Origin of the sequence: Klebsiella sp. HMSC25G12, from assembly GCF_001807705.1 — a bacterium.
GTDB classification, from domain to species: Bacteria; Pseudomonadota; Gammaproteobacteria; order Enterobacterales; family Enterobacteriaceae; genus Klebsiella; species Klebsiella variicola.
Map to the genome: position 1 here is coordinate 56,194 of NZ_KV789805.1, position 14,462 is coordinate 70,655.

The window sequence follows — 14,462 nt, forward strand, 5'->3', positions numbered from 1 at the left end:
GAGCGGATGCTTTATTTAACTCAACGTCTGGAGACCCCCGCCGCCGCGACCGCCAGCGTTACGCTGCCGATTGACGTTCGCGTCAAAAGCCGGGTTAAGGTCACCCTCAACGATGGCCGGGAAGCCGGTCTGCTGCTGCCCCGCGGCCTGCTGCTGCGCGGCGGCGATGTGCTCAGCAACGAAGAAGGCACCGAGTTTGTGCAGGTGATTGCCGCTGATGAAGGGGTGTCGGTAGTGCGCTGCGACGATCCGTTTATGCTGGCGAAGGCCTGCTACCACCTCGGCAACCGTCACGTGCCGCTGCAGATCATGCCGGGCGAGCTGCGCTACCATCACGATCACGTGCTGGACGATATGCTGCGCCAGTTCGGCCTGACGGTGACCTTTGGCCAGCTGCCGTTCGAGCCGGAAGCCGGCGCTTACGCCAGCGAAAGCCACGGTCATCATCATGCTCATCATGCCCACCACGCTCACAGCCACTAGCATGTCGACAGCGGAACAACGCCTGCGGCTGATGCAGCTGGCCAGCAGCAACCTGCCGATAGGCGGTTACAGCTGGTCCCAGGGGCTGGAGTGGGCTGTGGAAGCCGGCTGGGTGCCGGACGTCGCGGCCTTCGAGCGCTGGCAGCGACGCCAGATGACGGAAGGCTTTTTTACCGTTGACCTGCCGCTGTTCGCCCGCCTGTACCGCGCCTGCGAACAAGGCGATATCGCTGCGGCCCAGCGCTGGACCGCCTATCTGCTGGCCTGCCGGGAAACTCGTGAACTGCGGGAGGAAGAGCGCAACCGCGGCGCGGCGTTTGCCCGTCTGCTGAGCGACTGGCAGCCGGACTGTCCGGCGACGTGGCGCACGCTGTGCCAGCAAAGCCAGCTCGCCGGGATGGCCTGGCTCGGCGTGCGCTGGCGCATCGCACTGCCCGAGATGGCCCTCAGCCTGGGCTACAGCTGGATTGAGAGCGCCGTGATGGCCGGCGTCAAGCTGGTGCCCTTCGGTCAGCAGGCCGCCCAGCAGCTGATTTTACGTCTTTGCGACCACTACGCGGCCGAGATGCCCCGCGCGCTGGCCGCGCCGGACGGCGATATCGGATCGGCCACCCCGCTCGCCGCTATCGCCTCGGCCCGGCATGAAACCCAATACTCCCGATTATTCCGTTCCTAGGAGAAGCCATGAACTCTTATAAACACCCGCTGCGCGTCGGCGTCGGCGGCCCGGTCGGCTCCGGTAAAACCGCTCTGCTGGAAGCGCTGTGCAAAGCGATGCGTGATACCTGGCAGCTGGCGGTGGTCACTAACGACATCTATACCAAAGAAGATCAGCGCATCCTCACCGAAGCGGGCGCGCTGGCGCCTGAACGCATCGTCGGTGTGGAAACCGGCGGCTGCCCGCATACGGCGATCCGCGAAGATGCCTCAATGAACCTCGCCGCCGTGGAAGCGCTGAGTGAAAAGTTCGGTAACCTCGACCTTATCTTCGTGGAAAGCGGCGGCGACAACCTGAGCGCCACCTTCAGCCCGGAGCTGGCGGATCTGACCATCTACGTCATCGACGTGGCCGAAGGGGAGAAGATCCCGCGCAAAGGCGGACCGGGGATCACCAAATCCGATTTCCTGGTGATCAATAAAACCGACCTTGCCCCCTATGTGGGCGCGTCGCTGGAGGTGATGGCAAGCGATACCCAGCGTATGCGCGGCGATCGCCCATGGACCTTCACCAACCTGAAGCAGGGCGACGGCCTGAGCACCATTATCGCCTTCCTCGAAGACAAAGGCATGCTCGGCAAATAGGCCTGTTGCACCAGCCGGGCGCAGGCGCGTCCGGATGGTGCAACCCCTGCTCTCTCTTCTATCACCCTGCACCACCCTCCCCGCCACGCCTGCCCTGCAATATGGCATAAGGTTTGCTAATTCAAGTCATGCCTAACCATTAAGGAATGACTATGTCATCACTGGATCTCAACCCTGAATTACCTGCGACAACGCGGACTTCCGGCTCCCGGGAAACCTTAGAAGATTACACCTTACGTTATGCCCCGCTGAGCTTCCGCCGCTGGGGACCGGGCGTCGTCGCGGTCACGGCGCTGGGCGGCATCGCCTACCTGGCCGACTTTTCCATCGGCGCCAGCATCGGTATGGCCTGGGGCACCAGCAACGCCATCTATTCGATCCTGGTGGCGGCGCTGGTGATCTTCCTCACCGGCATTCCGCTGGCGATCACCGCCGCGCGCTACAACATTGACCTTGACCTGATCACCCGCAGCGCCGGCTTCGGCTATTTCGGCTCGGTGATCACCAGCATTATTTTTGCCGGCTTCACCTTTATCTTCTTCGCCCTCGAAGGCTCGATCATGGCCCAGGGGCTGCTGGTGGGCCTCGGGATCCCGCTGTGGATGGGGTATCTGATCGCCACCCTGATGGTGCTCCCGCTGGTGGTCTATGGCATGAAAGCCCTGACCCGCCTGCAGGTATGGACCACCCCGCTGTGGCTGGTGCTGATGGTGGTGCCGGTGGTGTGGCTGATTGTCAAAGATCCGCAGCTGGTGGACGGCTTCCTGCATTTCGCCGGTAAAAACAGCGCGTCGACGGTGGATATCACCGCCATCATGCTCGGCGCCGGGGTATGCCTGTCGCTGATCATGCAGATTGGCGAGCAAATTGATTACCTGCGCTTTATGCCGCCTAAGACCGCAGAGAACCGTAAAAGCTGGTGGCTGGCGGTCTTTTCCGCCGGCCCGGGCTGGGTGGTGTTAGGCGCGATCAAACAGATCATCGGCGCCTTCCTCGGCTTCTATCTGTTGACCCGTTTCCCGGCGGTGCACAATACCGAACCGGTGCAGCAGTTCGTCAGCGTCTTCGATAACCTGGTGCCCGGCTGGCTGGCCCTGACGCTGGCGGTGGTGCTGGTGGTGATCTCGCAGATCAAAATTAATGTCACCAATGCCTACTCCGGCTCGCTGGCGTGGACCAGCGCCTGGACCCGCACCACCAAACGCTATCCGGGACGGATTATTTTTGTGGTGGTCAACCTGGCGATTGCCCTGGCGCTGATGGAAGGCGATATGTTCAGCGCCTTGTCGTGGATCCTCGGCTTTTACTCCAACTTCGCCATCGCCTGGGTCGTGGTGGTGGCGACCGACATCACCTTTAATAAAGGCTTGCTCAAGCTGGCGCCGGCGCAGCCGGAGTATCGTCGCGGCATGATCTACAACGTTAACCCGGTAGGCGTGGTCTCCTTTGGTCTGGCCGCCGGGCTGTCGATCTGCGCCTTCTTCGGCCTGCTGGGCGCGACGCTGGCGCCGTTCTCGCCGCTGATTGCGCTGGTCGTCGCCTTTGTCATGACCCCGCTGATGGGGATCCTTACCCGCGGGCGCTACTATATTAAGCAGGTGGATGACGGCATCGCCGAGCCGCGCTATGACGCGGCGGGGAACGCCTCCACCACCGTGTATCAATGCGTTAGCTGTGAGGAAGAGTACGAGCGCCCGGATGTGATGCACTCACACAAGCATCAGGGAGCCATCTGCTCGCTGTGTAAAAGTATGGAGTAGTCAGGAAGGCAGGCCGACGTGACGTCGGCCTGTTTCAGGATGCGTTAGGCGGCAGGCAGCTCGGCCAGCGGCCAGCGCGGGCGAACCGTCACGCCGAGCTCGGCTTTGGCGCCGGTTTGCAGACGCACCATGCCGGCGTAGGCGATCATCGCGCCGTTGTCAGTACAGAACTCAGGGCGGGCGTAGAACACCTCGCCGCCGCGTTTTTGCATCATCTCCGCCAGCTTCGCCCGCAGGGTACGGTTGGCGCTCACGCCTCCCGCCATCACCAGACGCTTAAAGCCGGTTTGCTCCAGCGCGCGGCGACATTTAATCATCAGCGTATCGACGACCGCATCCTCAAATGCCCGGGCGATGTCGGCGCGGGTTTGCTCATCGTCGCCATTATTACGAATGGTGTTGGCGGCGAAAGTTTTCAGGCCTGAGAAGCTGAAATCGAGCCCCGGGCGGTCGGTCATCGGCCGCGGGAAGACAAAGCGGCCTTCGGTGCCCTGAGCGGCCATTTTCGACAGCATCGGCCCGCCGGGATAATCCAGTCCCAGCAGTTTCGCCGTCTTATCAAAGGCTTCGCCCGCCGCATCGTCAATCGACTCGCCCAGCAGTTCATACTGACCAATACCAGTGACGCTAATCAACTGGGTGTGGCCGCCGGAAACCAGCAGCGCGACGAACGGGAACGCCGGTGGGTTATCTTCCAGCATCGGCGCCAGCAGGTGCCCTTCCATATGGTGTACCGGGATCGCCGGCACGTTCCAGGCGAAGGCCAGCGACCGGCCAACGGTCGCCCCGACCAGCAGCGCGCCGACCAGGCCAGGACCCGCCGTATAGGCGACGGCGTCGATATCTTTCGCCGTCAGACCGGCTTCTTTCAGCGCCGCCTGGATCAGCGGCACCGTTTTGCGCACGTGGTCGCGCGATGCCAGCTCCGGCACCACGCCGCCGTAGTCCGCATGCAGTTTCACCTGACTATACAGTTGGTTGGCTAACAGACCTTGCTGGTCGTCATAAATCGCGATGCCGGTTTCATCGCAGGATGTTTCAATGCCCAGTACACGCATGAGTTGTTTTACCTCGCTTCAATACCGCGCAGTGTAGGTCCAATGACCGGCGATGTAAAACTTTGCTCACCCCTGGTGCTCTCTTCGTGTATACTCCTCACCCTTATAAAAGTCCCTTTCAAAAAAGGCGCCGGTGCTTTACAAAGCAGCAGTAGTTGCAGTAAAATTCCGCACCATTTTGAAATAAGCTGGCATTGCGGCCAGCGGCAAACCGAATTAATCAAAGGTGAGAGGCACATGCCGGTAATTAAAGTACGTGAAAACGAGCCGTTCGACGTAGCTCTGCGTCGCTTCAAGCGTTCCTGCGAAAAAGCAGGTGTTCTGGCGGAAGTTCGTCGTCGTGAGTTCTATGAAAAACCGACTACCGAACGTAAGCGCGCTAAAGCTTCTGCAGTGAAACGTCACGCGAAGAAACTGGCTCGCGAAAACGCACGCCGTACTCGTCTGTACTAATCTGTTGAGAGCGACGCTCTCAATTCAGACCGAGTTGTAGTTGTAAGGCCGTGCTTCCGAAAGGAATGCGCGGCTTATTTTCGTTTATAGTCATCAGAAATAACGGGGCTTATGGCTGGACGAATTCCACGTGTATTTATTAGCGATCTGCTTGCCAGAACCGACATCGTCGATCTGATCGATGCGCGGGTAAAGCTGAAAAAGCAGGGCAAAAATTTTCACGCGTGCTGTCCGTTCCATAACGAAAAAACCCCCTCTTTCACCGTCAACGGTGAAAAACAGTTTTACCACTGCTTCGGCTGCGGGGCGCACGGCAATGCTATCGACTTCCTGATGAACTACGACAAGCTCGAGTTCGTGGAAACGGTCGAAGAGCTGGCCGCCATGCACAACCTTGAAGTGCCTTATGAAGCAGGCAACGGACCCAGCCAGATAGAGCGCCATCAACGGCAGAACCTCTACCAGTTACTGGATGGGCTGAATGCGTTTTACCAACAGTCTCTGATGCAGCCCGCCGCCGACCCTGCGCGCCAGTACCTGGCAAAACGGGGGTTAATCAGCGAGGTGATTACGCGCTTTGCCATCGGCTATGCTCCCCCGGGTTGGGATAACGTTTTAAAACGTTTTGGCGGCAATCAGGAAAACCGCCAGTCGCTTATTGATGCCGGCATGCTGGTCACCAACGATCAGGGACGCAGTTACGACCGCTTCCGCGAACGGGTGATGTTCCCCATCCGCGATAAGCGAGGCCGGGTAATTGGGTTTGGCGGACGAGTGCTGGGCGATGCCCTGCCGAAGTATCTGAACTCCCCGGAAACCGACATATTCCATAAAGGCCGTCAGCTGTATGGCCTGTATGAAGCGCAGCAGGACAATCCCGAACCACCGCGTTTGCTGGTTGTCGAAGGGTATATGGACGTCGTGGCGCTGGCGCAATACGACATCAACTATGCCGTGGCCTCGCTGGGCACCTCGACCACGGCCGACCATATCCAGCTGCTGTTTCGGGTGACCAATAACGTCATCTGCTGCTACGACGGCGACCGGGCCGGCCGCGATGCCGCCTGGCGCGCGCTGGAGACGGCGCTGCCGTACATGACCGATGGCCGCCAGCTGCGTTTTATGTTTCTGCCTGACGGCGAAGACCCGGATACGCTGGTGCGTAAAGAGGGCAAAGCGGCGTTTGAGGCGCGGATGGAGCAGGCTCAGCCGCTCTCCACGTTCTTGTTTAACAGCCTGCTGCCGCAGGTCGATCTGAGTACCCCGGACGGGCGCGCGCAGCTGAGCACGTTGGCGCTGCCGCTGATAACCCAGGTCCCGGGCGAAACGCTGCGCATCTACTTGCGTCAGGAGCTGGGCAACAAGCTGGGCATTTTAGATGACGCACAGCTTGAACGTTTAATGCCAAAACAGTCTGAAAATGGCGCGCCGCGTCCCGCGCCACAGCTAAAACGCACGACCATGCGTATACTGATAGGACTGCTGGTGCAAAACCCGGATCTGGCGCCGTTAGTCCCGCCGCTGGAGGGACTGGACTCGCGCAAAATGCCAGGCCTTAGCCTGTTCAGCGAGTTGGTGAAAAGCTGTCTGGCGCAGCCTGGTCTGACGACCGGGCAACTTTTAGAGCAATATCGCGGCACAAAAGAGGCTGCAACCCTTGAAAAACTGTCGATGTGGGACGATATAGCAGATAAAGATATCGCTGAAAAAACCTTCACCGACTCGCTTAACCATATGTTTGATTCACTGCTGGAACTGCGACAGGAAGAGTTGATAGCTCGCGATCGCACACACGGTTTAAGCAGTGAAGAACGCCGGGAACTCTGGACCATCAGCCAGGAGCTGGCGAAAAAATAAATGACAGACAATATCCTTCACGTTGTATCAAAGCAGTAAGAAAACGCAGAACAACGTGAGGGAAAAGTATTTAACGGCTTAAGTGCCGAGTATCGATCGGGAAGCCCCCGACAGCCGCGCAGAGGCGCAGCGGCAATAATATAAGTACGCCCTCGCTTTAAATGTCGACAGCCCGCCTGCCGACACCAATCAAACGAATTAAGTGTGGATACCGTCTTATGGAGCAAAACCCGCAGTCACAGCTGAAGCTTCTTGTCCAACGTGGTAAGGAGCAAGGCTATCTGACCTATGCCGAGGTCAATGACCATCTGCCGGAAGATATCGTCGATTCCGATCAGATCGAAGACATCATCCAAATGATCAACGACATGGGTATTCAGGTGATGGAAGAAGCACCGGATGCCGATGATCTGATGCTTGCCGAAAACACCGCGGATGAAGATGCTGCCGAAGCTGCCGCGCAGGTGCTCTCCAGCGTGGAATCCGAAATCGGACGCACGACCGACCCGGTGCGCATGTACATGCGTGAAATGGGTACCGTAGAGCTGCTGACCCGTGAAGGCGAAATCGACATCGCCAAACGCATCGAAGATGGGATCAACCAGGTCCAGTGCTCCGTTGCCGAATACCCGGAAGCGATCACCTACCTGCTTGAGCAGTACGACCGCGTCGAAGCGGAAGAAGCCCGTCTGTCCGATCTGATCACCGGTTTCGTCGATCCGAACGCCGAAGAAGACATGGCGCCGACCGCCACGCACGTTGGCTCCGAGCTGTCTCAGGAAGAGATGGATGACGACGAAGACGAAGATGAAGATGACGACGCCGACGACAACAGCGATGACGACAACAGCATCGACCCAGAGCTGGCCCGTGAGAAGTTCGCCGAGCTGCGTACCCAGTACGAGCTGACGCGCGACACCATCAAAGCCAAAGGTCGTAGCCATGCCGCCGCGCAGGAAGAGATCCTGAAGCTGTCTGAAGTCTTCAAGCAGTTCCGCCTGGTGCCGAAGCAGTTCGATTACCTGGTCAACAGCATGCGCAGCATGATGGATCGCGTTCGTACTCAGGAACGTATCATCATGAAGCTGTGCGTTGAGCAGTGCAAAATGCCGAAGAAAAACTTCATCACGCTGTTCACCGGCAACGAAACCAGCGAAACCTGGTTCAACGCTGCGGTGGCAATGAACAAGCCGTGGTCCGAGAAGCTGCTGGAAGTGAAAGAAGACGTCCAGCGCGGCCTGCAGAAGCTGCAGCAGATCGAAGAAGAGACCGGCCTGACCATCGAACAGGTGAAAGACATCAACCGTCGCATGTCCATCGGTGAAGCGAAAGCCCGCCGTGCGAAGAAAGAGATGGTGGAAGCGAACTTGCGTCTGGTTATCTCTATCGCCAAGAAATACACCAACCGTGGTCTGCAGTTCCTCGATCTGATTCAGGAAGGCAACATCGGTCTGATGAAAGCGGTTGATAAGTTCGAATACCGTCGCGGCTACAAGTTCTCGACCTACGCGACCTGGTGGATCCGTCAGGCGATCACCCGCTCCATCGCGGATCAGGCGCGCACCATCCGTATTCCGGTGCATATGATTGAGACCATTAACAAGCTCAACCGTATCTCCCGTCAGATGCTGCAGGAGATGGGCCGTGAACCGACCCCGGAAGAGCTGGCTGAGCGTATGCTGATGCCGGAAGACAAAATCCGTAAGGTGCTGAAGATCGCCAAAGAGCCTATCTCCATGGAAACGCCGATCGGCGACGATGAAGATTCGCATCTGGGGGATTTCATCGAGGATACCACCCTCGAGCTGCCGCTGGATTCCGCGACCACCGAGAGCCTGCGTGCGGCAACGCACGACGTGCTGGCCGGCCTTACCGCTCGTGAAGCGAAAGTCCTGCGTATGCGTTTCGGTATCGACATGAACACCGACCACACGCTGGAAGAAGTGGGTAAACAGTTCGACGTTACCCGCGAACGTATCCGTCAGATCGAAGCGAAGGCGCTGCGTAAACTGCGCCACCCGAGCCGTTCTGAAGTGCTGCGTAGCTTCCTCGACGATTAATCGTCGCGGGACATCGTCCACAGCCGGTTAAAAAGCTCCCTGCGGGGAGCTTTTTTTATGGCGTTCAGGTGGCCATCCGGGGAAAGTCGCCTCTCTCCGCTACTGGCCGCGGGTCGCCAGGGCATCATCCAGTTCACGATAGGCCGCCACCAGCTTATCGAGCGTCGCCCGGTTTAAGCCGCTGGGATTGGGCAGCACCCAGACCTGGGTCGTCCCGATGGTCATAGCCTGTTTCCCCCACTTCGCGCCGCGCTGGTTAAAGGCGAGCTCGAAGGCCTGCTTGCCGAGCACCGCCAGCGCCTGCGGCTGATACTCCTCAATCTTCCTCACCAGCTCACGGCCACCGCTGCGCAGCTCCTGCAGGGCGACCTCGCTGGCCTGCACCGTCGGTCGCTCTACCAGCATGGTGATGCCGCAGCGCGTATCCAGCAGCTGCAGCTCCTCTTCCGGCCTGAGCTGTCGATCGGTGAATCCGGCCTGATGGATGACCTTCCAGAAGCGATTGCCAGGATGGGCAAAATGAAAGCCGGTATGGGCGGAGGACTTCCCCGGGTTGATACCGCAAAAGACAACGCGCAGGCCCGGCGCAAGGATATCGCTAATCATGTTTTCTCCGGCTGTATGGCTAAAACATGATTATAAAGGATTGAAAATGCATTGTTTATAAAAACAGCAGCTGCGCGCTTTACGCTGGATTGCAACCGTCAGTTACTTTATAATCCCTCGCCACGGCCCCTTAGCTCAGTGGTTAGAGCAGGCGACTCATAATCGCTTGGTCGTTGGTTCAAACCCAACAGGGGCCACCAAATTTTGGATTTAAAATCATATAATTAAGCCACTCGAAAGAGTGTCTTTTTTGTTACCTCGTTTTTGAGTGGCGATAAAATGGCGGTGAATTTTTTATCACCAGTTTCCTGAGCGCATAAAAAAACCCGCGCGCGGCGGGCATTTATCGGAAATTTATCAGAGCCACAATGGCCGCTGACCACCAACAGTCGGGTGAGGTGGGGCTGGTACTATCGTACCTGGTGTAACAATAAAACGCTCCACCGATTCCATCGTTACAAACGTACAGCTGCAATTTATGTTAGTGCATTGATGATAACGCTCTTTGGTATTCTCACTTAGATAGCGACTGGTGCGCGCATGTGCCGCGTGCTGGCATTTTGGACAATGGAACATTTCACACTCCATTAATTCACATAAAGTGAATCAATGATACTCATTTTTTCACAATTTGAGAATAGCTTTATTCTTCCTCCCCTTCAGTCCCGTACTCGACATCCAACAATCTAACCTCAAGCTCTAAACTCGTCGTAAAGCCACTATTACTCAGAGAGTGCATAACCTTCGTGATTGTCCATGACTGCTCGTCTATGACGCGCTTAAAGCCTGAAACCTGCACAGGTGTCTCTGGGTAGAGGTCGGCGCGTCCTGTCGCAAGCCTGATAGAAAACTCAGCAACACCACGTTGCAGTTTGTCCCATTTGGCCTGGGCGGCTCGCATGGCCTGCGCTTTGGTTGAAAAAATTGTCGTTATGGCAAACACGTTGTCATCCTCGCCGACCATGTATTCACCCTCCCTGGCTTCCGGCGTCTTCACCGTTTTTTTCTTCGTTACCGGTTTGGCTTTGGGGTGCTGTAGCGCGCGTAAATGCTGCTCTTTGGGTTTGCGTTTTAACGCAACCTTTTGTTTTTGTGGCTTCGGGTCTTTGGTGTGCAACCACTTTGCCGTAACACCGGTATATGCCCCACGGTCAGCAATGGAAAACTGATGGCGGTCGCCATCGCTGCGGGTGATCGTGACCTGCGGAATGGCTTTTCCGCTGGCTGTAACCCCACGACCGGCTTTGAGGAACAGCAACTTTCCCGCTTTTACCGAAACCTCACCGCCGTTTCGCTCGGCGAGCCGTGTCAAAAATTTGGCATCCGATTCCTGTGACTGGTCGATATGCGGAATTTTTATTCCGGCCAGCTCCGGTATAACGCTCGACGTCAGTTTGTTACGTGTCGCTATCGCTGCCACGATTTCGCCGAGCGTCTTGTCATGCCAGGACTCTTCCCGACGTGAGTTCAGCGTCCCCCGAAAATCGGCGCTACGGGCGCGGATTGTCACCGTATCCGGCGCGCCATGATGTTCAACCTCATCGACGGTAAAACTTCCCTTACCAATCAACGCAAAGCCTTTCCACCCGAGGTAAAGCGTCAGTACTGCACCGCGTAACGGCAGCTCGACCAGCCCGTCAGCATCATCAAGCTCGATGTCGAGCTGGTCGGCTTCGAATCCGCGATTGTCTGTCATGGTCAGACTCATCAACCGGTTACTGATGTTGCCGGTAATATCTTTGCTGTCGAGCATCAGCATAAAATCGGGCGTCAGTACGCCACCCGCATTCAGATTCAGCATATCCAGCATCAGCTAATCCCCACCATGCCGGCCACTGACGAGGCCATATTTCCCGCCTTGCCAATCAGTGATTTTGCCTGTTCGCCGATATCGCCATACAGCGCCGCAAGGGATTCATCCACGCGGGTGAGCGTCAGCGTAAAATCAATTTTGCGCGCCGTTCCGTCAGCAAAAAACAGGCTTCCTGTTTCGCTGATATTATTGATGACGTACATACCGTAAATCGTGCCAGTGCCATCCAGTAACGGCCAGGCTCGCCCCTCGTCAGCCATTAAACGAATGGCCGTCATCGTCAACTTTCCGCCAGTGAGCTCCGGGTACAACACACCGGCCAGGGTAATTTTTTCATCCCCCGGCCCCAGATATTGGAAAGAATCCCGCTTACCTACGCGGGAGTTTGATGGCCACCGATATTCGGCGTCGCGTTGCATCGTCTGGTGTGGCAATGTCTGGCGCATAAAAACAAACATACCGAGTGCGAGCATCATTTTTCGTCACCTCCTATCCGTCGTGGTTCATGCTGGCACGCTGGCGGGCGCGTTTTTCACGCTCAAATTTTTCGAGCGCATCCTGTAACTGGCGATCGAGCTGCGTGCCGTTACCGCCACCATCAACGGAAATGTGATATTCGCTTTTACTCTGGTCGATGTAAGAACGCCCGGCGGGTGCAGTGACGGGTTGATATACCTGATAGCCGCTATAAGTACTGGTAGCGGGGATATAAGAGTTACCCTGCGTGGCTGCATTTGCTTTTGCGGCAGTCTGGTCAAGCGTGCTGGACTCTTTATTAATAATGCCGAGTTTCTCAAGCACCCAATCAATACCGCTGCGCAGCTTATTAAATGCCGTCAGCGGCAGCGTTAAGGCATCCGCCAGCCGTTGACCAAACAACACACCGGCATCACGAAAACTGTTTAAGGTTTCCTGCGATGATTTGACCGGCGCAATCAGGTTGTTAAACCAGTCCCATGCGGCCTTCAGTTTTCCGCCCAGCCAGTCAAACATCGGTTTAAGCGGCGCAAACAGTTCAGCTACTGGCGCAAATGCGGCCCGCATCCCTTCAATCACTCCGCCGAAAAATGCGCTGATGGGCTCCCAATATTTACGGATAAGCAATGCCCCGGCGACAATCGCAGCCACAACAGCGACAACCGGCCAGGAAATCGCACCAATAGCGGTAATGATGCCTCCGGCCACCGTTGTAAATACGGTACCGAGCGCCGTCGCAGCGGCGATGATGGCATTAACTCCCGTTATAACCGGCCAGGCAATCAGCCCAATGGCCCCAATCATACCCACCACGCCAAGCGCCACGGCGGTAATCACCCCAAGCGTCTGCGCGAGCTCTTTATTTCGCTGGATCCACTTATCAAGTTTGAGCACGTAGCCGGTCGCAGTCTGTACCAGTTTGCGTAATGAGGATTCCTGCTGGTCAAACAGGTCGGTGCCAACAGCCTCATACGCAGACTGAAACTCTTTGAAGTCGCCGCCGAGGTTATCCTGCATGACTTTAACCAGCTCCTCGGTCTTGCCGTCCGAGGCTTTAAATGCCGCTGTCAGTTTATCGAGTTTCCCGCTGGCCGCAGCGTCTAACAGGGCATTAGACGATTTCAGCGCTTCCTCGCCGAATATCGTTTTCAGGTATTCGCCTGTCTGACTTGTTCCGAGCTTATTCTTTTTAAAACTGGCCTGGATTTCTTTCAGAATGGTAAATATGGGCCGCATGTTGCCCTTGCTGTCTGCCGTCTTAACCCCCAGCTCTTTTAATGCCGTCCATGCCTTACCTGTTGGGGCCTGTAACCGGCTGACGACAGCGCTGCTCCCGGTACCGGCCATCGATCCCGTGATATTGTTATCATGAAGCACACCCGTCATGGCGGCGGCTTCTTCGAGGCTTACTCCCGCAGCTTTTGCCACAGGGGCCAGATATGTTAAGGCGTCGCTTAACCCCTGAAAATCGGCCGCTGATTTATTCATCGTTGCCGAAAGCACATCGCCGATATGGGCTACCCGGTCATTTGAAAGCTGGAAAGCGTTTTTGGTACCGAGTAAAAGCTGCGCGTTCTCTTCCATCGTCCGCCGGTTAGCAAGCGCCATATTAAGCGTGACGGGGGTCGCCGCCTGGATTGCTGCCGCATCTCCTCCTGCTTTAGCGATAATAATCTGAGCACCTGCCGCATCATCGGCAGAGGCGGCTGTATTGTCGCCCAGTAGTCGGGCCTGCTTACGCAAAGCCGTCATTTCTGCGGAGTCTTTCGCCACGCCGAGTACAGCCTGTAACTCGGAGTTTTTCTGCGCAAAATCATAACCCGGTTTCATCAGTGCAACACCGGCCAGCGTGCCGGTCGTCGCCATACCGACACCGGCGGCACCCATTGCGGCCGCATTTCCTGCCAGCTCCTTACCGGCCTGATATCGCTGCTTAACCGCATTGAGCTTTGCCTGTTGCGCGCTGACCCGCGCCAGCGCTTCACGCTGACGATTGAGCTGTGCTGTCGTTTCGCTGATGTTGGTTTTTAACCGGCGTTCATCCGCGGCCAGGGTACGGGTATTAATTCCCGCCTGGCCGAGCTCCTGCCGCTGGCGCTGTACAGCCTGCCGTAAGCTGTTGTGTTTAAGCTGTAGCGCGGCGGCGCTTTTTCGTGCCGCGTCCATTGCCTGTGCCTGTGCGCGGGTAGGCTGCTCCGTATTTTTGAACTGGATCGCCATCGCGGCGGCTTCCTGTTTAGCTTTCTTCAGCTCCTGACCGGTAACGGCGAGCTGCGCGCTGGTTTTGCGAAACCCGTCAATGCGGGACGCCTGGCCATTCAGTTCACGCAGCGATTTTTGAGTGTCCCGGATATCACCAGACAGCGTTTTGCTCGCTGTCTGGATGGATTTAAACGGGCGGGTCGCCTGGTCAACAGCCTTGAGTAAAACCTGCAATTTAACGTCGTTACTCATTCGTGTTTCCGCTTCGCTGTAGCGCCTTTTCGCGCCAGGTGGTGAGCTCGGTCAGGCTCATGGGATATAACTCTGATGGCGGCCAGTGAAAAATCACCGCGATATCCGCCATAAGGTCATCGACCGACATGTCTTTCGG

14 protein-coding genes and 1 tRNA gene are annotated in these 14,462 nt (G+C 57.0%); 8 read left to right on the plus strand and 7 right to left on the minus strand.

The window, feature by feature from the left end; genetic code table 11:
* The first annotated feature begins 6 nt into the window (after window positions 1-6).
* The 4 genes from ureE to HMPREF3096_RS03675 all read left to right on the plus strand — a co-directional run bounded on the left by ureE (window position 7) and on the right by HMPREF3096_RS03675 (window position 3,545).
* Window positions 7-483, plus strand: a complete 477-nt coding sequence (gene ureE / locus HMPREF3096_RS03660; RefSeq protein WP_008806534.1) for an urease accessory protein UreE — start codon at window positions 7-9, stop codon at window positions 481-483.
* 1 nt (window position 484) lies between these two features.
* Window positions 485-1,159, plus strand: coding sequence for an urease accessory protein UreF (locus HMPREF3096_RS03665; protein ID WP_032731262.1), 675 nt, complete (start codon window positions 485-487; stop codon window positions 1,157-1,159).
* A gap of 8 nt (window positions 1,160-1,167) precedes the next feature.
* Window positions 1,168-1,785, plus strand: coding sequence for an urease accessory protein UreG (gene ureG / locus HMPREF3096_RS03670; protein ID WP_002916877.1), 618 nt, complete (start codon window positions 1,168-1,170; stop codon window positions 1,783-1,785).
* Between the two features lie 152 nt (window positions 1,786-1,937).
* Window positions 1,938-3,545 (plus strand): purine-cytosine permease family protein, encoded by a 1,608-nt coding sequence (locus HMPREF3096_RS03675; protein ID WP_032731264.1) that lies wholly within the window; start codon window positions 1,938-1,940, stop codon window positions 3,543-3,545.
* Window positions 3,546-3,589: 44 nt separating this feature from the next.
* Here the strand turns inward: HMPREF3096_RS03675 and tsaD are convergent, their stop codons facing one another.
* Window positions 3,590-4,603 carry a tRNA (adenosine(37)-N6)-threonylcarbamoyltransferase complex transferase subunit TsaD gene (gene tsaD, locus HMPREF3096_RS03680; protein WP_008806537.1) on the minus strand — a complete coding sequence of 338 codons (1,014 nt, stop codon included), beginning with the start codon at window positions 4,601-4,603 and terminating at the stop codon, window positions 3,590-3,592.
* Between the two features lie 237 nt (window positions 4,604-4,840).
* Here tsaD and rpsU point away from each other — a divergent pair, with 237 nt between their 5' ends.
* From rpsU to rpoD, 3 genes are all read left to right on the plus strand, one after another.
* Window positions 4,841-5,056 (plus strand): 30S ribosomal protein S21, encoded by a 216-nt coding sequence (rpsU, locus tag HMPREF3096_RS03685; protein ID WP_001144069.1) that lies wholly within the window; start codon window positions 4,841-4,843, stop codon window positions 5,054-5,056.
* A gap of 111 nt (window positions 5,057-5,167) precedes the next feature.
* Complete coding sequence (gene dnaG, locus HMPREF3096_RS03690; protein ID WP_070544301.1) at window positions 5,168-6,913, plus strand: DNA primase; 1,746 nt, start codon at window positions 5,168-5,170, stop codon at window positions 6,911-6,913.
* Window positions 6,914-7,131: 218 nt separating this feature from the next.
* Window positions 7,132-8,973, plus strand: coding sequence for an RNA polymerase sigma factor RpoD (gene rpoD / locus HMPREF3096_RS03695; protein ID WP_008806539.1), 1,842 nt, complete (start codon window positions 7,132-7,134; stop codon window positions 8,971-8,973).
* A 99-nt stretch (window positions 8,974-9,072) separates the two neighbouring features.
* On the opposite strand, the gene mug is transcribed toward rpoD, so the two are convergent.
* A complete protein-coding gene (gene mug / locus HMPREF3096_RS03700; protein WP_002917636.1) occupies window positions 9,073-9,579 on the minus strand; it encodes a G/U mismatch-specific DNA glycosylase in 507 nt (168 codons plus the stop codon).
* A gap of 124 nt (window positions 9,580-9,703) precedes the next feature.
* Between mug and HMPREF3096_RS03705 the strand changes: the two genes are divergently transcribed.
* Window positions 9,704-9,779, plus strand: a tRNA-Ile gene (locus HMPREF3096_RS03705).
* 157 nt (window positions 9,780-9,936) lie between these two features.
* On the opposite strand, the gene HMPREF3096_RS28560 is transcribed toward HMPREF3096_RS03705, so the two are convergent.
* The 5 genes from HMPREF3096_RS28560 to HMPREF3096_RS03725 all read right to left on the minus strand — a co-directional run bounded on the left by HMPREF3096_RS28560 (window position 9,937) and on the right by HMPREF3096_RS03725 (window position 14,435).
* Window positions 9,937-10,155, minus strand: a complete 219-nt coding sequence (locus tag HMPREF3096_RS28560) for a DNA-binding transcriptional regulator (protein WP_032420109.1) — start codon at window positions 10,153-10,155, stop codon at window positions 9,937-9,939.
* A gap of 67 nt (window positions 10,156-10,222) precedes the next feature.
* The gene (locus HMPREF3096_RS03710; protein ID WP_064143469.1) at window positions 10,223-11,389 is read right to left on the minus strand and encodes a phage late control D family protein; all 1,167 of its coding nucleotides are present in this window, start codon (window positions 11,387-11,389) and stop codon (window positions 10,223-10,225) included.
* Window positions 11,389-11,868 (minus strand): phage tail protein, encoded by a 480-nt coding sequence (locus HMPREF3096_RS03715; RefSeq protein ID WP_032420037.1) that lies wholly within the window; start codon window positions 11,866-11,868, stop codon window positions 11,389-11,391. Before HMPREF3096_RS03715 ends, HMPREF3096_RS03710 begins: the two co-directional genes overlap by 1 nt.
* Before the next feature lie 13 nt (window positions 11,869-11,881).
* A complete protein-coding gene (locus HMPREF3096_RS03720) occupies window positions 11,882-14,323 on the minus strand; it encodes a phage tail tape measure protein (protein ID WP_070544303.1) in 2,442 nt (813 codons plus the stop codon).
* Window positions 14,316-14,435: a GpE family phage tail protein gene (locus tag HMPREF3096_RS03725; protein ID WP_014343413.1), complete on the minus strand. Its 120-nt coding sequence runs from the start codon at window positions 14,433-14,435 to the stop codon at window positions 14,316-14,318. Before HMPREF3096_RS03725 ends, HMPREF3096_RS03720 begins: the two co-directional genes overlap by 8 nt.
* Between the last annotated feature and the right edge of the window lie 27 nt (window positions 14,436-14,462).